21 protein-coding genes and 1 riboswitch are annotated in these 23,242 nt (G+C 36.1%); of the genes, 17 read left to right on the top strand and 4 right to left on the bottom strand.

The features are described 5' to 3' along the window. Positions 1-23 precede the first annotated feature (23 nt). The 6 genes from J0J69_RS03690 (at position 24) to J0J69_RS03665 (ending at position 7,740) form a co-directional block, all read left to right on the top strand. Positions 24-350, top strand: a complete 327-nt coding sequence (locus tag J0J69_RS03690; RefSeq protein ID WP_237252432.1) for a LiaF transmembrane domain-containing protein — start codon at positions 24-26, stop codon at positions 348-350. A gap of 164 nt (positions 351-514) precedes the next feature. Further along, positions 515-605: riboswitch (glycine riboswitch) on the top strand. Positions 606-780: 175 nt separating this feature from the next. Then, positions 781-2,175, top strand: coding sequence for an alanine/glycine:cation symporter family protein (locus J0J69_RS03685; protein WP_055304392.1), 1,395 nt, complete (start codon positions 781-783; stop codon positions 2,173-2,175). Positions 2,176-2,418: 243 nt separating this feature from the next. Continuing rightward, entirely contained in the window at positions 2,419-3,690 is a 1,272-nt protein-coding gene (locus J0J69_RS03680; protein WP_256637928.1) for an ISL3 family transposase, read from the top strand. A 79-nt stretch (positions 3,691-3,769) separates the two neighbouring features. After that, positions 3,770-4,978, top strand: a complete 1,209-nt coding sequence (locus tag J0J69_RS03675; RefSeq protein ID WP_212725846.1) for a dicarboxylate/amino acid:cation symporter — start codon at positions 3,770-3,772, stop codon at positions 4,976-4,978. A 107-nt stretch (positions 4,979-5,085) separates the two neighbouring features. Further along, positions 5,086-5,811 carry a hypothetical protein gene (locus J0J69_RS03670; protein WP_055274905.1) on the top strand — a complete coding sequence of 242 codons (726 nt, stop codon included), beginning with the start codon at positions 5,086-5,088 and terminating at the stop codon, positions 5,809-5,811. A 531-nt stretch (positions 5,812-6,342) separates the two neighbouring features. Further along, complete coding sequence (locus J0J69_RS03665) at positions 6,343-7,740, top strand: cation:dicarboxylate symporter family transporter (protein WP_212724612.1); 1,398 nt, start codon at positions 6,343-6,345, stop codon at positions 7,738-7,740. Between the two features lie 49 nt (positions 7,741-7,789). Here J0J69_RS03665 and J0J69_RS03660 read toward each other — a convergent pair whose 3' ends face one another. The 3 genes from J0J69_RS03660 to J0J69_RS03650 all read right to left on the bottom strand — a co-directional run bounded on the left by J0J69_RS03660 (position 7,790) and on the right by J0J69_RS03650 (position 10,109). Continuing rightward, entirely contained in the window at positions 7,790-8,275 is a 486-nt protein-coding gene (locus J0J69_RS03660; protein WP_055274909.1) for a hypothetical protein, read from the bottom strand. A 243-nt stretch (positions 8,276-8,518) separates the two neighbouring features. Then, positions 8,519-9,232 (bottom strand): hypothetical protein, encoded by a 714-nt coding sequence (locus J0J69_RS03655; RefSeq protein WP_055274910.1) that lies wholly within the window; start codon positions 9,230-9,232, stop codon positions 8,519-8,521. Position 9,233: 1 nt separating this feature from the next. Continuing rightward, on the bottom strand, positions 9,234-10,109 hold the full coding sequence (locus J0J69_RS03650) for an AAA family ATPase (protein ID WP_212724611.1): 876 nt from the start codon (positions 10,107-10,109) through the stop codon (positions 9,234-9,236). Between the two features lie 173 nt (positions 10,110-10,282). Here J0J69_RS03650 and J0J69_RS03645 point away from each other — a divergent pair, with 173 nt between their 5' ends. Genes J0J69_RS03645 through J0J69_RS03630 form a run of 4 tightly spaced genes read left to right on the top strand, consistent with a single transcriptional unit; the run spans position 10,283 to position 15,242 of the window. Further along, the gene (locus J0J69_RS03645) at positions 10,283-11,629 is read left to right on the top strand and encodes an efflux RND transporter periplasmic adaptor subunit (protein ID WP_212724610.1); all 1,347 of its coding nucleotides are present in this window, start codon (positions 10,283-10,285) and stop codon (positions 11,627-11,629) included. 15 nt (positions 11,630-11,644) lie between these two features. After that, positions 11,645-12,337 (top strand): ABC transporter ATP-binding protein, encoded by a 693-nt coding sequence (locus J0J69_RS03640; protein WP_055241534.1) that lies wholly within the window; start codon positions 11,645-11,647, stop codon positions 12,335-12,337. Beyond that, positions 12,334-13,998 carry a hypothetical protein gene (locus J0J69_RS03635; RefSeq protein ID WP_212724609.1) on the top strand — a complete coding sequence of 555 codons (1,665 nt, stop codon included), beginning with the start codon at positions 12,334-12,336 and terminating at the stop codon, positions 13,996-13,998. The genes J0J69_RS03640 and J0J69_RS03635 overlap by 4 nt, the downstream gene beginning before the upstream one ends. A gap of 2 nt (positions 13,999-14,000) precedes the next feature. After that, complete coding sequence (locus tag J0J69_RS03630; protein WP_055304378.1) at positions 14,001-15,242, top strand: ABC transporter permease; 1,242 nt, start codon at positions 14,001-14,003, stop codon at positions 15,240-15,242. Positions 15,243-16,136: 894 nt separating this feature from the next. On the opposite strand, the gene J0J69_RS03625 is transcribed toward J0J69_RS03630, so the two are convergent. Beyond that, positions 16,137-16,883 carry a beta/alpha barrel domain-containing protein gene (locus J0J69_RS03625; RefSeq protein WP_055274919.1) on the bottom strand — a complete coding sequence of 249 codons (747 nt, stop codon included), beginning with the start codon at positions 16,881-16,883 and terminating at the stop codon, positions 16,137-16,139. Between the two features lie 424 nt (positions 16,884-17,307). Here J0J69_RS03625 and J0J69_RS03620 point away from each other — a divergent pair, with 424 nt between their 5' ends. The 7 genes from J0J69_RS03620 (at position 17,308) to J0J69_RS03590 (ending at position 23,228) form a co-directional block, all read left to right on the top strand. Continuing rightward, positions 17,308-18,213: a magnesium transporter CorA family protein gene (locus J0J69_RS03620; protein ID WP_055241527.1), complete on the top strand. Its 906-nt coding sequence runs from the start codon at positions 17,308-17,310 to the stop codon at positions 18,211-18,213. A gap of 49 nt (positions 18,214-18,262) precedes the next feature. Next, positions 18,263-19,636 (top strand): aldehyde dehydrogenase, encoded by a 1,374-nt coding sequence (locus tag J0J69_RS03615; protein ID WP_212725847.1) that lies wholly within the window; start codon positions 18,263-18,265, stop codon positions 19,634-19,636. A gap of 43 nt (positions 19,637-19,679) precedes the next feature. Continuing rightward, positions 19,680-20,042: a YccF domain-containing protein gene (locus J0J69_RS03610; protein ID WP_212725848.1), complete on the top strand. Its 363-nt coding sequence runs from the start codon at positions 19,680-19,682 to the stop codon at positions 20,040-20,042. An 87-nt stretch (positions 20,043-20,129) separates the two neighbouring features. Beyond that, positions 20,130-20,834: a restriction endonuclease gene (locus tag J0J69_RS03605; RefSeq protein ID WP_212725849.1), complete on the top strand. Its 705-nt coding sequence runs from the start codon at positions 20,130-20,132 to the stop codon at positions 20,832-20,834. 167 nt (positions 20,835-21,001) lie between these two features. Then, a complete protein-coding gene (locus J0J69_RS03600) occupies positions 21,002-21,130 on the top strand; it encodes a hypothetical protein (RefSeq protein ID WP_256637927.1) in 129 nt (42 codons plus the stop codon). Positions 21,131-21,185: 55 nt separating this feature from the next. Beyond that, positions 21,186-22,142 (top strand): UV DNA damage repair endonuclease UvsE, encoded by a 957-nt coding sequence (gene uvsE / locus J0J69_RS03595; RefSeq protein ID WP_212724604.1) that lies wholly within the window; start codon positions 21,186-21,188, stop codon positions 22,140-22,142. A 99-nt stretch (positions 22,143-22,241) separates the two neighbouring features. Next, the gene (locus tag J0J69_RS03590) at positions 22,242-23,228 is read left to right on the top strand and encodes a serine hydrolase domain-containing protein (RefSeq protein ID WP_055304372.1); all 987 of its coding nucleotides are present in this window, start codon (positions 22,242-22,244) and stop codon (positions 23,226-23,228) included. Positions 23,229-23,242: the final 14 nt, after the last annotated feature.

Below are 23,242 nucleotides of genomic sequence, written 5' to 3'. Positions count from 1 at the left end.
ATATGCTTTTTTAGAGGAGCGTGATGCGCATGAAATTAAGTCGCACCGATTTATTTTGGGGAATCGCACTCATAGTGATAGGAATTGGGTTTGGTGGAGAAGCGTTAGGATTATGGAATTTTGAAGTGTTTTTTAATGGCTGGTGGACGTTATTTATTATTGTGCCTTGTCTAACCAATATGTTTGAATCAGGAGTTAAGCGATCAAATACCATTGGTTTGACGATTGGTAGTTTGTTGTTATTATCAAGTTGGAATGTGGTACCAGAGGAGTTAGTTGTTCCTCTTTTATTAGTCGTCATTGGAGGTGTTTTAATTTTTATCCGTCCCTGGTCTGACAGAAATGATTAATCATTTCTGTCTTTTTTAGTTGCTTTTTAGGGACAAGGGGAGTAAGATAAACATATATTAATTAAAAATAGACACCGGTTGAAACTTTATAGAAGAGTTTCCCTATGGGAACACCGAAGGAGTCATACTCTCAGGTACTTGTTAGCAAGTGAGGACTGTAAAGTGGACGGAACTCTGGAGAGACCTATTGATTAGGCGCCGAAGGGGCAAGGCAGTGATGCTCAATCTCTCAGGCAAAAGGACAGGGATATTATCGACTTTTTTGAGACGCTTTTTTTAGCTGCCTCAATTTTTCGTTAATGCTAACTCCAGAGTCATCTTTTTAGGATGGCTCTTTTTTGTTAGTTAGGTGAATAAAAGTGCTCTTGAAAAAGAAACATCCCTTCTTTTTTAGGCAATCCGTCGGGTGTGGAAAAAAGGAGACGATTGTATGATTCAATTTTTAGACCAGTTAGATAGTTTTATTTGGGGACCCCCTCTACTTGTGTTATTAGTCGGAACAGGAATCATGTTAACCATTCGTTTAGGATTGATTCAGGTGACTAAACTTCCTCAAGCGTTAAAGCTGATTTTTAAATCTGATGATTCGGGTGAAGGTGATATTTCTTCATTTGGTGCGTTGTGTACCGCTTTAGCGGCAACGGTTGGAACTGGAAATATTATTGGTGTGGCCACAGCTTTAGCAGCAGGAGGACCAGGTGCATTATTTTGGATGTGGTTCGCGGCTTTCTTTGGAATGGCAACGAAGTATGCTGAAGGTGTTTTAGCGATTAAATATCGTCAGCTTGATGAGAATGGTCAGGTAGCGGGTGGCCCAATGTATTATATTACAAACGGAATGGGTGAAAAATTCAAACCGTTAGCGATTTTCTTTGCGTTTAGTGGGGGCTTAGTCGCGTTATTTGGAATGGGGACATTCACGCAAGTGAATGCCATTACGAGTAGTATTGAAAATACGTTACATCTTCCAGCTGAGGGAGTTGGTCTCGTGTTAGCACTATTAGTGGGGATTATCACTTTTAGAGGCATTAACTCGATTTCAAAGGTGGCAGAAAAAGTGGTACCTGTTATGGCAGCCTGTTATCTTATCATCTGTGTCACCATTTTAGTGATCAATCACGCTTCACTTCTCCCAGCTTTTGAACTGATTTTTAAAAGTGCATTGACCCCAACAGCAGCGGTTGGTGGATTTACGGGAGCAACGGTAGCGATGGCCATTCGAAATGGAGTTGCGCGCGGGGTCTTCTCAAATGAGTCCGGACTTGGAAGTGCACCGATTGCAGCGGCGGCAGCGAAAACAGAGTGGGCAGCTGAGCAAGGATTAATTTCCATGACAGGAACATTTATTGATAGTTTAATTATTTGTACGTTAACTGGATTAACACTCATGGTCACAGGCGTTTGGCAAATGTCTGATGTTGCCACAGGAGCGTTAACAGAAACCGCGTTCAATACGGTTTTACCAACGATTGGAGGACTTCCATTAGGATCCGTATTATTAATGGTTTGTTTATCATTATTTGCTTTTACCACAATTTTAGGTTGGAACTATTATGGAGAGCGTTGTTGTGAGTTCTTATTCGGCGTGAAAAGTATTATACCGTATCGTTTGATTTTTGTTTTAATGGTAGGACTTGGAGCTTTTCTACAACTGGAGGCTGTGTGGTTAATTGCTGATATCGTTAATGGATTAATGGCACTCCCAAATTTAATTGCGATTGTCGCTTTAAGTGGAGTCGTTGTTGCCGAGACAAAAGCTTACTTTGAACATCTTCAAGAACGCAAGCAACAATCAGTGGAATCTATCCAAGCGATGGAGGATTAATTTTATCATTTAATAAATAAAATCAGGTGTAGGAGTGAAAAGAACCGGATCACATTTATTAAATGTTGAGAAAGGCCTTATAAAATAAGACAAAATGACTATAAAATTTTTATGTTTGTAAAAAAAAGAGTCTTCACCAGAAATGGTGCTTGACTAAATAAATGCTTATATTTACCTATAAAAAAAACATCTAAAATCTTGTACTTTAGTAAGTGCGACCAAACCAAAGTTAGGAGATTTTAGATGCACTTACATCATATCAATGATTTAATTCAATTACAAGATGTTACAGTCAGTAACTATCATATTTCTGAAGATAATGTTTTAGTTTTAAGCCTGTGTCCAACAAAGAGTAAACAACCTTGTCCTTGTTGCCATACTCAAGCATTTGTTATTTGTAAAGGTAGCCGTCAAAAACTACGTCAAGTTAGACATTTACGTTGTTTCAATCGTGAAACCATTTTATTGATTCCGATGAAGCGTCTTTTCTGTAAACAGTGTGAAGTTTCTTTTACCTATCAATATGCATTTTTGACAGGGAAAACTCGCTATACAAACGATTATAAACGTGAACTTTCTAAACCGTTAGTCGGTACCACTGTTAAACAATTAACAGATACGTTTAAGGTCCCTTACTCAACTGGTGAACGCTTCATTAAGCAACATCTTGCTCATTTAATTCCGTCTATTCAAAGAAAAGTGATCGCTGCTGCTCAAGGATCAACTCGGCTCATATTAGGCATTGATGATTTTGCGATTCGAAAAGGTCATACTTATAATACAGGATTTCATGACCTAAGAAATGGTAACCTGTTAACATTAGTCATGGGAAGAACTTATCAAACGTTAATTCAAAATCAAGGCTTAATGAAGCAACTCAAAGAGTTGAAACCCTACGCTGTTGTGATGAATTTAGCACGTTCTTATCACAAGTTTGTTGCTGAAGTTTTTCCTGATGCTATCCGAATTGCTGACCGATTTCATGTGAATCGTTATCTAACAGATGCCTTACAGGCTGTGAGAAGACGGATTAGTTTATCGCTAACACCGGAAAGTCGTAAATATTTGAAACGAAATAAAAACCTTATCGGTAAACGATATGATTCTTTGAGCGAGAAAGAAGAACGAAAATTAGGAAAACTTCTAAGCTATTCAAAAGAACTGACGGAAGTGTATGCCATTAAAGAATCACTGATTAATTGGTATGAATTAAGTGCTGAAACAAATTCTTATAGACGTTTAATTCAATGGATTGCTCGAGCTAAAGCCCTAAATATTCCTGAATTAACTGAAGCACTTAAACCTTTTGAAAATTGGACAGAAGAAATTTCTAATTACCATAAGTGTCGTTACACAAATGGTTCAGTAGAAGGACGAAATAATAAAATTAAAACATTAATTCGAAGAAGTTATTTTCTTCCGAATCGAACGATCTATGAGAATAGAATCTTGTTGGAATGTAATGAACGATTTTTTATAGATGAATTAAGTGTCAAGAACCAATTTTGGTGTTGAGCCAAAAAAAAACTTGAATTTTCAAATTTATTTGCGATAATAATATCAATATTCAAAAGAGAAAAAGGAGGATGAAAGTATGAAAAAGTTACCGTTAATTGCACGCATTGCGATTTGGCTTTTAATCGGGATTAGTCTGGGGGTGATCTGTCGCACCACGGCGTTTGAACTACCGATTGCTATGACGGCAACCTTTCGTACTTTGTTTGGAGCCTTCTTATCTTTTGTTATACCGTTAATTATTCTTGGACTGATTATTCCTGGAATTGCTTCCCTTGGACGTCAGTCAGGTAAAGGATTATTATTAACAACTGGGTTAGCCTATGTGTCAACGATTTGTGCAGGATTAACTGCTTTTGTGATTGGGAAGGTTTTTTTACCCATGTTTACAAGTGATCTAGGCTTATTACCGAGTGAGGGTTCTTCGGTGTCACCTATCTTTACCATTGATATTCCAGTACTAATGAGTGTCATGAGTGCTTTAGTCCTCGCTTTTATTTTAGGAATTGGATTAGCTGCTAAGAAAGATAGTGCGTTATTAAAAGTTTGTCAAGATTTCAGTGAGATTATGATGGGGGTGATCGGTAAGGTGATTGTTCCTATCGTGCCACTTTATATCGGTTCCGTTTTTTCAGAATTAAGTTATAGTGGAGAAATTTTTGTAACTATCAAATCATTCTTAATGGTTTATGTTGTTTTATTCTTATTACAAGTTGGTTATTTACTAATTTTATATAGTGTGGCTGGAGGGATTAAACGTAAAAATCCATTTGCTTTATTAAAGAAAATGTTACCTGCTTATTTGACCGCTATTGGAACACAATCTTCGGCTGCAACGATTCCTGTAACACTTGAATGTACAAAATCAAATGAAGTAGATGAGGAAATTTGTGAGTTTGTCATTCCATTATCAGCCACGATTCATATTGCAGGTGATACGATGACACTTGTGCTCACATCTATGGCGATTTTCTTTATGAATGGTCAAGTGCCAACGTTAGCACAATATATCCCGTTTATTTTCATGCTTGGTGTCATTATGATTGCTGCCCCAGGAGTACCAGGTGGAGGTGTCATGGCTGCTTTAGGTTTATTAGAGTCAATGCTTGGATTTGGAGCACTTGAAACCCCATTAATGATTGCCTTACATGCGGCACAAGATAGTTTCGGAACAGCGACAAATGTCACAGGAGATGGAGCTATGGCCATTTTTGTTGAGAAATTGATGAAACCCTCAAAAGAAAAGTCAACTCAAACGGTTGGCGTTGAACCAGTTATTCATGATTAGTGATTAAACCAGTTACGAAAAGTAACTGGTTTTTTATGTTTAATAGATATATTTTCCTTCTTTTTCGACCATACTACGATGGAATCAATAGGAAAGGGTGGTAGGGTATGGACTTATCGAATTATGAGTCTTTACGTGCATGCTCAGCTGATGAGGTGCTTCATCAATTAAGGCAAGCAAATCAAAAGTTAGAAATTTATGCTGCGGAGATTAATCCTGAACTTTTTGTCAATTTACAATTACCAACATTTCCAAAAGCAGATGTCATCATGTCTAAAGAAGTCTTAAGCGTTTCAGATGATGAGTTTTTAGCGTTATTTCATCGTGTTTTTTATGAATCTTTACAGGTTGAAATCGATTTGAAAGAAGAGAAACGAATTAAATACTTAAAAGGTTGGTGCCTGTTAGCGATTGTTTGTGTTTCCATTTTATTTATTAGTTTTAGTCAAAACCAGGAACTCAAAGTTTTAATGTTTATCATCGTCATGGCACTTTGTGGGTGTTTATATGAGTTACTTAAACATAAAACGAAGTTATTTGTCTCAGATATTAAACGACGAACAAATTTTAAAGTGATGGCGGATAGCTTCCTTGGATTTTTACCAACCGTTTATATTATTGATCAACAGATGTACATTGGAGCTAATTTGTTAAAACGTCCATGTAGTATGGAGTTTTATTCTGTTGAATCTGAAGCTGAGCAACAGCAGCTAAAATCAATCTATGAGCATTATGTGATGGCTAATAGACGTATTCAAGATGAGTTTATTATTGGTCAATATTTCGAACGAATGCATTCGGATGAGCTGTCTAGTATGAGTTGGCAAGATTAGATTATCTAAGACCTTAAGCTACGTTGATATATAAGTCCAGATAAGTTTTTTACATCGTAAAAACTTTTAGCTGGACTATAGTCTGCCTTGAACGGCATGATCATCCCATATTTCGGTTGCTGTATTAAACGTAGAAAACATTTCTGTTTGTATATAGGCAACAAAATCAGAGACTTTTTAATCATTAGTTTTTGTTTAAGAGGTTATTTTTGAGCGATTCATGTTTAGTATTTGCTATATTAGAATACTTTTTTGAGGAGTCGAATTAATTTATGAAAGTATTAGGTTATAAAAACTAATTATCAAATTGAATAGAAGTAAATCATTAATGAGGAAAGTAATTAAATCTATTGTTGAAAAAATAAATCCATATTTTTTATATAATGTTGAAAAAAGTCGAAATAATGTAAAGGATTAAAGGAATGAATTTAGATACTCATGTGAGGAATAAAAACAAATCGCTTGTAAAATGATGTCAAATTGAGTAAACTATTATTATTTGATAAAATATATTGGAGGTTATTGCGACTCATGCAAAGTACATTTTTTACAGATTTTTTATATTTAACAGATATTAAGACGATTCTTTTTATCGTTGTGTTATTTGCTTTATTCTTTGTAATGAAGCAAATGGAGAAAAAGAAAGTTAAATTTTCAACGCGTATGTTATCTGCAACTGGAATCGGATTGGTCTTAGGACTTTTAATTCAAGTAGTCGGGGGATTCCCAGATGCACCACTTGAGGTGCCATTCATTGCAGAAATTAATAAATGGTATGGACTATTTGCTAATGGATTTATGGATTTATTAAAAATGTTAGTTATTCCATTAATTTTCGTCTCAATCATGCGTGTTATTATTAACATGAAACAAGGTGAAAATTTAGGGAAATTAACAGCTCGTACGTTAGGTCTTTTAGTTGGAACGACTGCTATTGCAGCGATGATTGGATTAGTGGTCGGTAACTTATTCCAATTAGGTGTGAATTCACACTTAGTAGCTGGAGAGGCAACGATTCGTGAAGTAAGTTCACTTGTCGATACGTTACGTGGATTATTACCCTCTAACCCAATCTCAGCGATGGCTGATGGTAATGTTGTTGCTGTTGTGATCTTTGCAGCCTTCTTAGGACTTGCTACAAAGCGTCAAACGAAAAAATATTACGATATTGTCAAGCCATTCATTGATTTAGTTGAAGCTTTCTATAAAATAATTTTAAGTGTTGCGATGACAATCATTAAATGGATGCCATATGCTGTTATTGCCTTACTTGCGAATACGATTGCAGGGCGTGGAATGGCTGCTCTTGGGGAAGCTATCGACTTTATTTTAGTTACATATATTGGTGTCGCCTTAATGTTTGTCGTGCATTTAATTTTAATTGCCTTAAGCGGATTAAATCCATTCCGTTATGTGAAAAATGTTTTAGATGCCTTAGTTTTAGCTTTTACGTCACGTTCATCACTTGGAACATTACCAGTAAGTATTGAAAAGTTAACTGATAATGTGGGACTAGATAATGGGACAGCAACGTTTGTTGGAAGTTTAGGTTCAAATGCCGGAATGAACGGATGTGCTGGAATTTATCCAGCTTTAGTGGCCATTACAGTAGCCAATATGACAGGAACACCAATTGATATGACATTTATCATTATGTTAGTTATTGTCATTGCCTTAGCTTCATTTGGTATTGCTGGTTTACCAGGTTCTGCGACAATGGCTATTTCAGTTGTTTTATCAGGAATGGGAATGGGAGAATACTTCCCATTAATTGCAGGGATTATTGCGATTGATCCAATCTTAGATATGGGACGCACGATGTTAAATGTTAATGGAACATTAACAACGGCAGTTTTAGTTGGAAAATCATTCAACAAAATTGATCAGGATGTTTACTACGGACGTAAACAAGTCGTGACAGAAGAATAATAATAAAAGACGGATCGTTTCATTTGAAATGTTCCGTCTTTTTAGTTTCTTATGCTTTCATTTCTGTAATTCCCATATCCAGTAATTGAAGTTTAATGGATCCAATTTTTGAATCTTTAGCGACTTCATACTTTGTTGGTTCAATGGGTTCTAAAGCACCAACGATATCGATAATCTCATGGTTATCTGATAATCCTTGTGTCGTAATCACTTTGTAGCAGGCAATGATTTCTTTATCTTCTTGATGTTCAATTTTCGTATATTCCGTATAGCTATTGGCTGAGACTTCATTCCATGCGTGGAAGAATTCGATATTAAAGTTTAAAGCTTTTAAATGCTCACGGAAAATATCGATGCGTTCAATTAGATAGGCATCTTTTAAATCGTCTAATTCAATCGTCATTAAGTCATTTAAAAAGGTTTGTTGTTCTTCCTTTGTTGCTAAACGTGTTTGATTATCTTCATCCATCGTTAATTGTTGTTGATAACAACCATATACTTTCGTATTTAATTGGATTTTCCATTCTGCTTGCATTGGTTTAACTCCTACATCTATTAGTTTTTCTGATTGTATTTTACTATATTTTTGGTTAAATGAGTAGGGAATGTTAGTTATGAATGATGATTATGGTGATTAGTTTCTATTTAGTCATAAAATTGTGATAGGTATCCTACAAAAGTCAGTAATTTTATAGGGGGAAAGAAGTGATAGTAGATAATGATCTACTTTTATGAGTGTTTTAGAATTTTATTAAATGATATTAAAAACATCGAAACTTTAGGATTTCGATGTTTTTAATTGGTCAATGAAATTAAAGAAGCTTTGTAAGCTTGAAAGATGATGGGTTTCTTTAATTCGTCCTTTTAATCCATTGATAAATGCTTCGGTGTACATAATCGGAGCGGGACGCGACTTACTGTATCGGTATCCATTTTCTTGCATCATGCATCGTAAATAACGTTCGTGATAAAGAGATGAGGTCGATACGAGACGACGACTTAGATCATTTTCCATATATTCAGGATCACTGCAGGAGACGTTGTAATGTGTCAAAAATGGTAAAAACTTTTCACTAGGTTGCGCTGGGAAAAAGTCACGATTTCCAAGTAGCCACGTTTCTAGACACTTATTTTGAACAAAGATGACAAATGGGCAAGTTAGAGGTTTCGGATAATTTTTGATTTTTTGGGTGACGATTTCGGTTCGCCTTTCTGTGCCCTCCTCATCACCATCTAAGAAAATTAAGAGGTAGTCAATTTTTTGAGTGTCATTAATCGTCTCAATCGTTTGTCCGAGGACATTTTTTGAAGGGGACGTTGCATCGGTTCCAAGCATTCGTGGATAGCCGAGTCCACTAAAAATAACATATTGATTTTCTGTCATCTCATCGATCGTCGGTACCCGAGTGATAGAGGGAAGTAAGAGTGGAATCCAGTGATCAATAATTTTATGGCCGGATTTTCCATCTTCAACGAGAATGTAGAGATTCATGTTATAAGCCCCCCTCGAATTCTAATCGATTCATTAATTCAAAAAAGGCATCATATCTCGTTTGCCCGATTCCGAATTCTTCAGCTGATTGGGCATGGATTGTCGAGTGTTCTCTTGTGATAATCTGCCATGATTCACTCGGAATATTATTGATGATATATGGATGATGACTACTTAAAATCAGTTGAAGATCTTCACGTGCGACTATTTGTTCGAGTAAAGGTCCCATACAGTTTAACCCGAGTCCATTTTCAAATTCATCAATCAAGAGTAAAGATCCAGATTCGCTTAAAATCACTTCAGTTAAATAATAAAAAGTTTTAAGCATTCCATCTGATAGAGTTTCGATGCTTAACCATTCACCACTTTTTTCTTTGAAGAAAAGGTGAAGAGCAGATTGAGGGGTACATTGGACTTGAATATCTTCAATCGAATCAAAGATAAGTTGAAAAAGTGAGAGAATCTCTTCTTTTTGCTCGTTACTTGCAAGGATAAACCGTTTGGTGAATGAATTCGTTTGTCTGATTTGATTGATAGGTTTCATCAAGTTAATAGAAGGAAGTTGGGTGATTAAATCTGAGGGAGCATCTAATAATGCTTCATTGCACCAAAGTCGAATGATAACCGGATGATGATCTTCTATATAAACGAAGTAATGATAGTGTTGATGGTTTAACTCAAAGCGTAATTCATACTCTCCATCTTCAAGGTCGGATGAAGATTGCCCCATTAAAAGTTTAAAAAGGCTATCGATATAGGTCAAAACTTGACTTTTTCCAGAACCTGAGACTCCGACTAATAACGTGAGCGGATGAAATGATGAAAGATTAACACAAAGTCCCGTTGCACTACTCGCACGCAATGACTCCAATCGCACAGTGATCGCCCCCATTTTATTTTTACTTAGTATAAGATATGAAAAAATGAGTTAAAGTGTGAATTGCCCGTATTTCTTAAGATTTTCTTAATCAAGAGGCAACTGACAAAAAAATTCAAAAATCTACAAATTTGAATGTTATAATTAAGGAAAAAATTAGGAGGAATCGAGGAATGGGGAAAAAAAATAAAGTAAAAATCATGCTTATAACTCTCATTGTTGTGGTAATCGGGGTTGCAGGATTTTTTATGTGGAAGAGTAGACCATCTAATAATGGATTAACCGCATATGTAGATTCAGTTTCAATGATTACAGATCTTGGGAGTGGAACTGGATTAACTAATCGATATAGTGGGGTAGTAGAGCCACAGGAAACGATTGAAATTAATCGTAATCAAGAGCGACAAGTCAAGGAATTGTTTGTGAAAATCGGTGATAAAGTTGAGGAAGGTACAGAACTTTTTGCTTATGATACAGATGAAATGAGTTTAAGTTTAAGTCAAGCCGAATTAGAGTTAGAGCGCTTGGGTGCATCTATTACAAGTTTAAATGAGCAAATTAAATTATTAAACTCACAAAAAGCTTCAGCACCTGAAGATCAAAAATTAGACTATACGTCACAGATTTTAAATACTGAAAATGACTTAAAACGCGCAGAGTATGATAAAAAAAGTAAAGAAGTTGAAGTTGCGCAATTAAAAGCGTCACTAGAAAATTCAGTCGTGAAAAGTACCGTTTCAGGAGTGGTGAAATCAATTAGTGAAAATGGATATGATATGTATGGTCAGAATGAAGCATATATTACGTTATTATCAACGAAAGATTATCGAATTAAGGGAAAAGTGAGTGAGCAAAATATTTGGCAATTACAAGCCGAGCAACCTGTTATTATTCGTTCGCGTGTGGATGAAACACAAACATGGCGTGGAATGATTACACATGTGGATTTAGAAAATACAGAGTCTAATAACAATAATTATTATTCTGATAGCACTGGGGAGAGTGGAAGCACTTATCCGTTTTACATTGAGCTTGACTCAGCGAGCGGTTTAATTTTAGGACAACATGTTTATATTGAATTAGACAATGGACAAGATGAGGTGAAAGAAGGCGTTTGGTTATATGACTATTATCTTGTCCATGAAGAAGATGGAGATTATGTTTGGGTTGCCACAGAAAATGATAAATTAGAAAAACGTAAAGTTACACTGGGTGAGCTAGATGAAGAATGGATGCGATATGAAATTTTAGATGGTTTAACAGTAGATGATTACATTGCTTTTCCAGATGACCGTTTAAGTGAAGGAATGTCTTGTGAGCGAATGCTAGGATCAGGAGGATATTTATCAATAGAGGAGTCAGATTTCAAAGAAGGATTTGAAGGAGATTTTAAAGAAGAATTCAATGAAGAAGTTGAAGGGGAGTTCGATGAAGGTATTGAATCTGAGGTCATAGAAGAAACTGAGAGTACAACCATTTCACCGTCTTCAACGACAAGTCAAAGTGCCAGTAAACAATAGGGGGGAGGCTGAGCAATGATTTTACAGTTAGAAAATATTAATAAACACTATTTACAAGATAAACTTGAAGTCCCTGTCCTGAAAAATATTACGTTTGAAGTGGAAGCGGGAGAATATGTCGCCATCATGGGACCATCAGGATCAGGAAAGTCAACCTTAATGAATATTTTAGGCTGCTTAGACCTCCCTTCATCAGGAAGTTATCATCTTAATGGATTAGATGTTTCAAAATTAAATGATGCACAGTTATCAGATTTAAGATTAAAAGAAATTGGATTTGTTTTTCAAAGCTTTCAATTGTTATCACGCCAAAGTGCGCTTGAGAATGTAGAGTTACCATTGACTTACGCTGGTGTTTCAAAACAGGAACGTCGTCAACGAGCGACGTTGGCTTTAGAGCGTGTTGGATTAGGTGAACGATTACACTTTAAACCGACTCAGCTTTCAGGGGGACAAAAACAACGTGTTGCGATTGCAAGGGCGATGGTAAATAATCCAAGCATTTTACTAGCGGATGAACCGACAGGTGCATTGGATAGCAAGTCTGGTGCGCAAATTATGTCACTTTTTAAGAAGCTAAATGAAGAAGGCGTCACAATTGTAATGATTACTCACGATCGTGCAATTGCAGACCAAGCTCAGCGAAAGATAGAAATTTTAGATGGAGAGATTGTTTATCATCCAGAGAGAGGGGGCGTGGATCGATGAAAAAAGCACCTTTAATAATTGGCGCTTCGTTGCTTTCAGTTGGTTTGATTGGTGGAGGAGTTTATGCTTATCAGCAACTGAGTGGCGGCTCAGCGATTGAGGTACAACCTGTTGCGTACATTAGTACGTCATGGTGGGGCGACGTGAATGAATCAGATGGTTATGTTACATCGGATATGACACAAGAGGTCATGCTTCAAGATCGCAAGGTAATCAAAGAGGTACTGGTTCAAGAAGGACAACAAGTATCGATTAACGATCCATTGTTAGTTTATGATAGTACGTTAGTTGAGTTGGAACTTGAAATGCAGCGACTAACTATCGAAAGTTTAAAAGTAAACATTGATTCAGCTAAACGTCAGTTACAAAAATTAAATTCAACTCAACCGATTGCAAAAAGTGAAGGAAACCCAGTGACCACAATGCCCGTGTCATTCACAAGAACACGAACAACAGAAGGAGAACAAGAAGAAGTTTTAACCTATGCCACAGCGTTAACACCTCTTGAGGATGGAACTTATTCTTTAGAAGTTAAAGCTTCAGCCAAGTTAAATGTGTCATTCTTATATCGTTTAAAGGGGTTAGATGAAGTGGGACAAACTCAAATTTCACAACCGATTCAGTTAAGTTTGACTCTTTTATCGGATGATGGATCACAACCAATGATTAAAGTATTAGATGGATCAAGCTTAGAAATTCCAGCAGAGTTTATTGAAATAACAGTTAGTGACTATTTTAAAGAAAGTATACCTGATGAACCTGAACAAAACCAACCAGATCATGAGGAGAAGCCTGATCAAAAACCAGAAGAAGAACCAGAACAACCGACCTGTCCGGAGCAGCCGGTTTGCCCCGAACAGCCAATATATCCAGATCAGGAGCCTGAAGAGGAACCTGATATCTCACCAGATCTCCCTGATTTACCCCAAGAAGGGTATACTAAAGAGGAGTTAGCACAATTAATTCAGGAAAAAAAGACAGAGATTCAAACATTAGAACTTGATTATAAAGAGGCACTTCTAAAAGAAGAGAAGATTAAAAAAGAAATTGAAAATTTAACGGTTCGTAGTAGTGTTAACGGAGTGGTCAAAAAAGTTGGCGATCCAAGTGTCGGTTCGATTGAAGGATCAGCATTTATTGTTGTTAGTAGTGATAGTGGCCTTTATTTAAAAGGAACGTTAACAGAATACCAATTAAATGAGGTGGAACCTGGACAAATGGTAGAGGTGATGTCATGGGATACAGGAAATAGTTATATTGCTTCTATCACAGAGATATATCCATACCCAGTCGATGATCCGTATTCGTATGGGAATCAAAATGTTTCTAAGTATCCTTTTGTCGCTTATATTGAAGATGCCACCGATTTAAAAAATAATATGTCTGTTTCGGTTCGAGTTCAAGAAAACGTTGAAAATTCAAATGCTTTATATTTAGACATGGCTTACATTGGTGATGAAAATGGACGCAAGTTTGTCTATAAAGTTGATGAAGACTTCCGTCTGAAAAAGGAATACATTCAAACAGGGAAAGTCATTTATGGTTCGTATATGGAGATTCTTTCAGGTGTTAATGAAGATGATCAAGTGGCCTTCCCATATACTAAAAATATTAAAGATGGTGTCAAAGCTAAAGAGATGACAAATATGTGGGGGTACTAGATATGATAGAAAATATTCAACTATCGTTAAAAGGAATCTGGTCCCATAAAATGCGTTCATTTTTAACTATGCTCGGGATTATTATTGGGATTGCTGCGATTATCGCTATTGTCTCAACGATTAAGGGAACGAATGAACAAATTAAGCAAAATTTAATTGGATCAGGAAATAATGTAGTAAATGTAAAATTAAGCCAAGATGGTTATGAAGTCGATGCAGGACAAGTGCCTTATGGAACTCCTGTGATGACGAGTGATATTTTAGAGGAAGTTAAAGCGATTGAAAATGTAGAAAATGCTTCGTTCTATGTGAGTCGAAGCTATGCTGATAGTATTTATTATCAAAATACGGTATTAGATGGGGCATCAGTGAAAGGAATTGATGAGCATTATTTCCAAACGACAGGATATTTGATTAAACAGGGACGTTCATTTATTCCATCAGATTATGAAGAGTTTCGTAAGGTCGTTATTTTAGATCAAAATGCGGCAACAAGTATCTTCCAAGGAACTGATGCCATTGGAAAAACAATTGAGATTATGGGGGAACCATTTATTGTTGTTGGTGTTGTTTCACTACCAAGTAGCTTCTCACCTGTGATTCATTCGATTGAAGATTATTATATGTATCATCAAGATAACGGTGGAGCCCTTTATATTCCAAATGCTGCTTGGCCAATCGTTTATAGTTATGATGAGCCGCAACATTTAGTTGTTAAGGCAACTGATACGGATGCGATGGGACAAGTCGGGCGAGAAAGTGCAGATTTATTAAATATGTATTTAGGAGACAATAATGTACAATATAAAGCAACCGATGTTTTAGAACAGGCTAAACAATTACAAGAATTAAGTGCCGCAACGAATCAACAGTTGATTTGGATTGCAAGTATTTCTTTACTTGTTGGTGGAATTGGTGTGATGAATATTATGCTCGTTTCTGTTACAGAACGTACGAGTGAAATTGGATTGAAAAAAGCCATTGGAGCCCGAAAAAGTGTGATTCTCACACAGTTTTTAACTGAAGCCGCAGTATTAACAAGTTTAGGTGGTGTCATTGGGGTATTAGTCGGTGTTGGACTGGCTCAAGTCATTTCTCGAATTTCTCAAACGCCAGTGGCCATTAGTGTACCGGCTATCGTTTTATCAGTCATCTTTTCAATGATTATCGGAATTGTCTTTGGATTATTACCATCCATTAAAGCAGCAAACTTAAATCCAATTGATGCCTTACGCTATGAATAGTTAGTTATAAAAGGTACTCAAACATTTATTTATTAGAATAAATTCATTCATACTAAAACGCTAAAAAGCCTTAGAGAAACGAGCTGAATGGCTCTGTTTTCTAAGGCTTTTTAGTTATTTATCTTTTCTTTTTACCTAGCTTTATTTTTTCAGTCCTTCTTTTATCGTTAGTCATCGATTAAAAGGAGAAGTGAAATAAGATAGTCTGGTTATACAGTGCGTTATCAGTGGGACAACTAGCCGTTATTGAAGATAATCTTAGGACATGGAGTTAGAATAACATGACGGTAGGATACAGAAATCCTCTTTTAAGTATAGCTTAATTTATTGTTTAAAGTTTTTGATATGAGTTCTATATATAAACAGAAATGTTTTCTACATTTAATACAGCAACCGAAATATGGAATAGCTATGCCGTGCAAGGCAGACTATAGTCCAGCTAAAAGTTTTTACGATGTAAAAAACTTATCTGGACTTATATATATATAAATAGATAAGTAGTCTACCTCTCAAGTAGCAAATAAAAAATACTGATCTGTTTTACCAATCAAGGCAGCCTATCGTTCAGGGGTTCCCTGGCAGTTTCACTTGTGAAACAATCCACCATTGCTAGGGAATGGGTTGCCTGGCATTTTTGGAGAGAATGTATCTACCTCTAGTATGGCTTAAAAGTTTTTATCATCTGAAAAACTGATTTGGACTTATATAGACTAGAGCCACAGTTGGTATATAATCTTGATCAAAAGAATTTTGTCTTTTCTTATATTTAAAGATAGTGAGAGGCGTGAAACGTTACTAATAAAACGATTGTTTTTTTATGAGCTAGACAGGAAAATGAAAAACCACCATCTAATATGGTGGTTTAGTTGAACACCCTGTTTAAGGGATTTTTATTTATTCAGTTAAAGCTAACTCTTCTTCGTGAATTTTATCAATGGGTTCATCTTGTTGAACGCTATTTTCAATTTCACGGTAATGATCCATCTTTACACGAAATAATTCTCCATTTGTTGGGGGGGTATAGGTAATAGCATTTGCTCCCGCTGCAATGGTTTCAAGAATTGATTCATCGGTTGGTCCGCCAGTTGCGATAATCGGAATGGTTGGGTATTGTTGGCGAATTTTACGCACAATGCTAGCTGTTTTAGAACCACCACTGACATTTAAGATATCAGCTCCAGCATCAATACGAGATTGAACATCTGTATGTTCAGAAACAACTGTCACGACGACAGGAATATCAATCGTTTCCTTAACGTATTCAATGGTTTCACGAGGTGTGGGTGCATTTAAAACGACGGCAATAGCACCTTGGAATTCGGCATGTAAGGCAATGTTTGCTGAACGCGTTCCATGTGTTAGTCCTCCACCAACACCACAAATAACAGGAATGTCTGAAACGGACATGATCGCTTGAGTAATCGTTGGTTGTGGAGTGAATGGATAGACGGCAATGACCGCGTCTGCATTTGTATTTTTAATAATTGCTACGTCTGTTGTAAAGATAAATGATTTTAATCGTTTACCAAAGATACGGATTCCACTTGCATTTCGAATCACATCTGGGACACGAACGAAATTTTTACGCAAGTTACTCGTTACCTCAGGTACAAGTTTTTCGGGAATATTTACTTTATTCAAACTGTCACATCCTTTCGTAATGTCCATAATTACAATATATTCATTATATCGAAATTGTCTGAAAAAGTTAATAATATCCGATTTTTATTTTATAATTCTCATAGGAATTTCTCGAAATTTACGCTTTTTATAAAAATTTCGCACTCGTTTCCATTATATTTGTCGACAGGTGAAAAAACTTACGTCTGAAGGTGGTCAATTCTAATGATTAGTAGTATACTTGAAAAGGAAAAGAATCCTGTTATATTTCTTTAAAGGGTGCAAAGACTAAGTTTAATACTAGTTTTTGTTCTTTTACTATGTTTATGAGACAGTTGGAGGTGACATCAAGTGGAAGATTCCATTCCCATACGGACAATTAAATTAATCACATGGATGTCACCAAGTGTCGATGACATCGTGTGAGACTATAAGAGGTGATTCGATGAGAAGTGAAGTGAATTTCATTAATTCACTAACAAGTGGCGGGTTTGAGTGGGTTAACTTAATTAATCCCACCCATCAAGAAGTAGAAACATTATGTAAAGCACATGACTTAGAGTATGAAACAGTTATTACAGCACTTGATGAAGAAGAGCGTTCACGTGTTCAAATTGAAGATAACTTTACGATGATTATCGTCGACGTTCCTGTCTCATTTGAGTCTGATACGTATTACTCAACTGTCCCACTTGGGATTGTTAAAACAGATCGCATGCTTTTAACATTATGTACACAAGAGTTAAATGTATTTAGCAAACGCTTAAAAGTCACAACAACAAGTATCAATGCACATATTTATCAAATTTTATATACGATCTCGATTCAATACTTAGGTTATTTACGTGTTATTGAACGTAAGAGTAGCCAAGTTGAGCGTGCCTTACGTCACTCACCACAAAATGAAGATTTAATCGAAATGTTGGACTTACAAAAAAGTTTAGTTTACATGTCTTCATCCCTTCGTTCAAACCAAATCGTATTAGAACGTTTAGTCAAGCTTGAAAAAAATGATACACCGGAAGCTGAAATGTTAGAAGATGTTATCATTGAAAATAAACAGGCGATTGACATGTCAAAAATTTATGGAAACATCTTAAGTAGCAACTTAAATGTCTTTGAAACAATTATTTCAAATAACTTGAATATGGTCATGAAATTTTTAACGGTCGTCTCAGTGATTATTGCGGTTCCAACCGTCGTTTCAAGTTTCTGGGGAATGAATGTTCCCGTCCCATTCCAAGAGAATAAATACGGGTTTTTAATTGTTTCTATTATTTCAGTTATTATTACGATCTTAGCCGGTCTTTACATTAATCGTAAAGAAAACCGACGTTATAAAAATAAATAGAAGAGTCCATCTGCCTTGCAGAGGGTTTTTTCTTTCTTGAGGTGATCACATGAACTTAAATGAACAATTACAACGACAAAAATCTTATTTACATCACCACGGACCCATCTCAATTCAACAACGACTGAAGGCATTAATGCAATTAAAGCAAGCAATTAAGCAGTACGAAACAGAGTTAGAAGAGGCACTGAAAAAAGATTTAGGAAAGTCTTCTTTTGAAGCTTACACCTCAGAGATTGGTTTCATTTATTCGTCCATTGATTATACGATAAAGCATTTAAAGAAATGGGCACGTCCTCGTCGTGTGAAGAGCGATATAGCCCAATTAATCGGAACATCTTCTGTTTATCCATCCGCCTACGGCGTCGTTTTAATTATTGGACCTTTTAATTATCCCGTTCAACTTTTATTAGAACCATTAGTAGGAGCCATTGCAGGTGGAAATGGCGCCATTTTAAAACCTTCAGAGCTTACCCCAACCGTTGAAAAAGTATTAGTTTCATTAATAGAAACAGCCTTTAGTAATGAGTATGTTTCTATTGTAACTGGTGGAGTTGAGATTAATCAGGAGCTGCTTGATTTACCATTTGATTATATTTTCTTTACCGGGAGTGTACGAGTTGGTAAAATTGTCATGCAAAAAGCGAGTCAACATTTAATCCCAATCACACTCGAGCTGGGAGGAAAGTCTCCGGTGATCATTGATGAGACAGCGAATTTGAAGCGGGCAGCTGAGCGTTTAGCTTGGGGAAAATTTATGAATAACGGTCAGACGTGTGTGGCGCCAGATTATGTCCTTGTTCATCATCAAATTTATGAAGCTTTTTTAGAGGAACTGATTCAAGTGTTGATGAGATTTTATGGTGAGAATCCATATTTAAGTGAGGACTATGGTCACATCGTAACGCTCCAGCATACGAAGCGCTTAGCTCAGCTCATTGAAGAGAACCGCGAAAAGGTCATTATTGGAGGTGAGGTAAGACTTGATGAGAGATATGTGTCTCCAACCATTTTTAAACATGTTTCTCTAGATGATTCTTTAATGGAAGAAGAGTTATTTGGACCTTTATTACCGACAATGAGTTATCGTTCGCTTGATGAGATTGATCAGTGTCTAGCTTTGCATCCTAAGCCACTTGCTTTTTATGTTTTTTCTGAAAATCAGACCTTTGCGAATCATTTGATTCAACGTTATGCCTTTGGAGGCGGATGTATTAATGATGTCGTGACACAGGTAGCATCGAATTATTTACCTTTTGGTGGAGTGGGTCCATCTGGTATGGGGCGTTATCATGGAAAAGCAAGTTTTGAGACGTTTACGTATGAAAAATCGATTGTTAAACGTTCAACGAAGGTTTCTGTTCCACTCGTATTTCCACCTTATCACAATCGTTTACGATGGATTAAAAAAATCATGAAGTAAGTAGTCATGATTTGGCATATTATTTAATAAAGGAGGAGAAAACATGTCGTGTCTAGGAAATTTAATTTGGGTGATTTGTGGCGGATTGATTAATTCTCTCATCTGGTGCTTTTTTGGAGTGCTATGGTGTCTCACCATTATTGGGATTCCAGTTGGACTTCAATGTTTTAAACTAGCTAGGTTACAATTTGCACCGTTTGGAAAGGAAGTTGTAACGGTGAATACATCGGGTGGAACTTTTGTTTTAAATATTGTTTGGCTTTTATTTGGTGGCTTAGAATTAGCACTAGCTAATTTAGTGAGTGCCATTCTTCTAACGGTGACGATTGTTGGTATTCCGTTTGCGCGACAAGCGCTAAAATTAGCCATGTTATCCTTAATGCCATTTGGAAAAGAAGTATTGTAAACGTCTCATATTGGGGCGTTTTTTTATTTATTTGGGAATTTTTGTTTAAAAATATAGTTCTTTTCTCATATTAAAGTAGGTGATATGATGGAAAAAAGAGTCGTTTATATAGCTTATTTAATTATTGCATTTGTCGTTTTTAACTTTTTTTATGGGTTTACCGATTGGGTTGCCTCTTGGCAGATGTGGGATTGGTATCTCATTATTTTACTGTTAACCATTGTGAGTTTACTGATTATCAAGTATAAACAAAACCAACGGAAATTAGCGGTGGAGCAGTATGCAAAAGAGAATGATCGACGACGCATTCAGCTAAGTCAGTTGTTACTGTTTGAACAGTTAGATAAATTGAATGATGAACTCTTCCATGAGTTATTACAGCGTTTTTTTGAGCTTCAAGGATATGAAGAGCTTGAAGTGGGCTCGAATCCAATAACATGTGGTTACGATTTTATGATGTGGAATCAGGGACAAAAAATTATAGTGAAATATTTTAAACGCGTTCCGATGATTGAAAATTTATACACGGATCCTGAAGGATTAGATTTTGCTCTTGGCGAGCTAGTGACTTTAAAAGAAATTCGTGAGTTTTATGGAAGTATGAAAGATTATGACATTCAGGCAGATATAGCTATCGCTTTAAGTACGAGTGATTTTGAAGAAGAGGCGTTATTGTTTGCAAGTCGAAATGGTATCAAGTTGATGAATGGTCATGAATTTTATGAGGCACTTAATGGACTAAAGGAGGAAAAGACAACCATTTCTCCTTCACCACAAGTTTCAGTGTCTTGATTTGCTCCTTTGATGAACTGTTTCATACACTATATAAGAAGCAGTGCTTTTGGACATCAAAAAAAATTTGATTTCTGTCGTCATTTTTTGTGAAAGGAATTAAATGATGTTAATGGTAATGCAGCCAATAAATCTTGTAGTCGAACAAAGTAAAGGATGGTGATTAGATGTTTTGGAGTGGTTTTGTAGTTGGAAGTGCGGTGACCTTTATTGGGTTAACTATCTATAGCTGTTTAGTGGTTGCTTCGCGTGCTGATCAACAAATGGAAGAGGAACTTAACCAGGAAAATAAATAGTTTTAATACCCTTGGATAAACTAACAGTAAATTAAAGAATCCGAGGGTGTTTTTTATGAGAGTTCGATTTGGTTATGTTGCGATTGCGATGCGTTTAGATAAAGTTACAAGTTCATCTCCTGTGACATATAAGAAGTATTCATCCATTGAGTCTGAAAGGGAACGTTTAAGTTTACTTAAACGAGTGACTCAATCGAATCTAATTGATTTAATAAAAATTTTAAAGTATAACATTGAAAATGACATTCATTTTTATCGCCTCACGTCAAAACTCATTCCACTTGCCACCCATCAAGATGTGGTATGGAATTATTCAAAAGTGATTCAGACCGAATGTCACGAAGTAGCTAAGTTAATCAAACAGTCTAATATGCGAGTCGATGCGCACCCCGATCAGTTTAATGTCTTAAATAGTGTCAATGAATCGGTTATCGAGTCTTCGATTCGTACACTTGAGCATCAATTAGATTTATTTGATTTATTTGACATGGAGCATGGAAAGCTAGTCCTTCATGTGGGAGGAAAAGCGGGTGGAAAAGAGGCGGCACTAGAACGATTTATACATACCTTTGAGCGGCTACCCTCACGTCTTCAACGGGCACTTATTTTAGAAAATGATGATAAGACCTATTCGGCTTCAGATGTTTTAGGTCTTTGTCAACGACTGCATCTACCAATGGTATTAGATATTCATCATCATCGTTGCTATAATGAAGGAGAATCATTAGAATCAATGGTAGAATCTATTTTTAAGACGTGGGAAGCCGATTATTGGCCACCTAAAATTCATGTGTCAAGTCCGAAGGAGTTTGAGACTGATCGTCGTCATGCTGATTTTATTGAAGTAGACGATATCCTACGATTTTTAGATTTAATTAAACCGTTAAATCAAGATATTGATGTTATGATTGAAGCCAAGCAAAAAGATTTAGCTCTCCACCGATTAGTTCATGAGATTAAACAAGCACGGCCAAAGTGGCAGTGGCTTGATCATACGACCATTGAAATTTAATAAACCACATAAAAAACAGATTGCTTATTCATGAAGTAGTCTGTTTTTTAATACAGTTTAATAAAGAGATTGAATAGAACTAAAGGAGCGAATAAATAGATGAGAAACTTAGTTAAAGAAGATTTTAAAGGGGTTATTTCAATTGAGGAGCATGGAAAATGGGTTTTTAAACAAGCGTATGGAGAGGCTGATCTTGCCAATCAACGCCTCAATCGATTAGAAACAAAATTTCCTATGGCATCAGGAAGCAAAGTATTTATTGCAGTGGCCATTTTACAACTTATTGAGGGGAAGTTTATTTCTTTTGATAGCACACTTGGCCAACTCTTACCCTTTGATTGGCATCATATTGATAAAAATATTACGGTTCGTCAATTATTGACACATACGTCAGGATTACCTGATTATTTTGATGAGTCGCTTTGTACGGACTATGCGAAGTTATGGGAGAATTATCCGAATTACCGAATTCGAACGTCTCAAGATTTACTTCCCTTATTTCTTCATAAACGCATGGCATTTCCGAAGGGGCAAAAGTTTCAGTACAATAATGCCGGGTATGTAGTCTTAGGATTAATCATTGAAGCTGTCACTAAATTACCGTTTGATCGTTATTTAGAAAAAATCATTTTTACTCCTTGTGAAATGGAGGATACTGGCTATTATGAGCTTGATCGATTACCACTTCACTGTGCAACGGGTTATTGTCTAGATGAAGAGACACAAACTTATTACAGCAATATTTATAGCCTTGATGTGAAAGGAAGCGGAGCAGGAGGAGCCTATACAACAGCAAAAGATATGGATCGCTTTTGGACGTGTTTGATGAAAGGAAGATTAATTTCTCAACCGATGGTGAATGAAATGTTATCTCCTCAAGTGAAGGAAGATTGGTATGGTTACGGGGTATGGCTTAAATCGTTAGATGATGGTCACTATCTTCCGTTTATACAAGGGAGTGATCCAGGAATTAGTTTTATTAGTTCTTATGATCGACAGAAGTGTCGAACTATGACAATGATGAGTAATTTTGCTCAAGATGTTTGGACCTTACACGGGAATTTTTATAAGGCTTTAAACAACTAAGTCTTATTTTAACC

This window comes from Turicibacter bilis, from assembly GCF_024499055.1.
GTDB classification, from domain to species: domain Bacteria; phylum Bacillota_I; class Bacilli_A; order MOL361; family Turicibacteraceae; genus Turicibacter; species Turicibacter bilis.
Note: the sequence above shows the minus strand (reverse complement) of the source record. Positions and strands in the feature narration are given on the sequence as shown.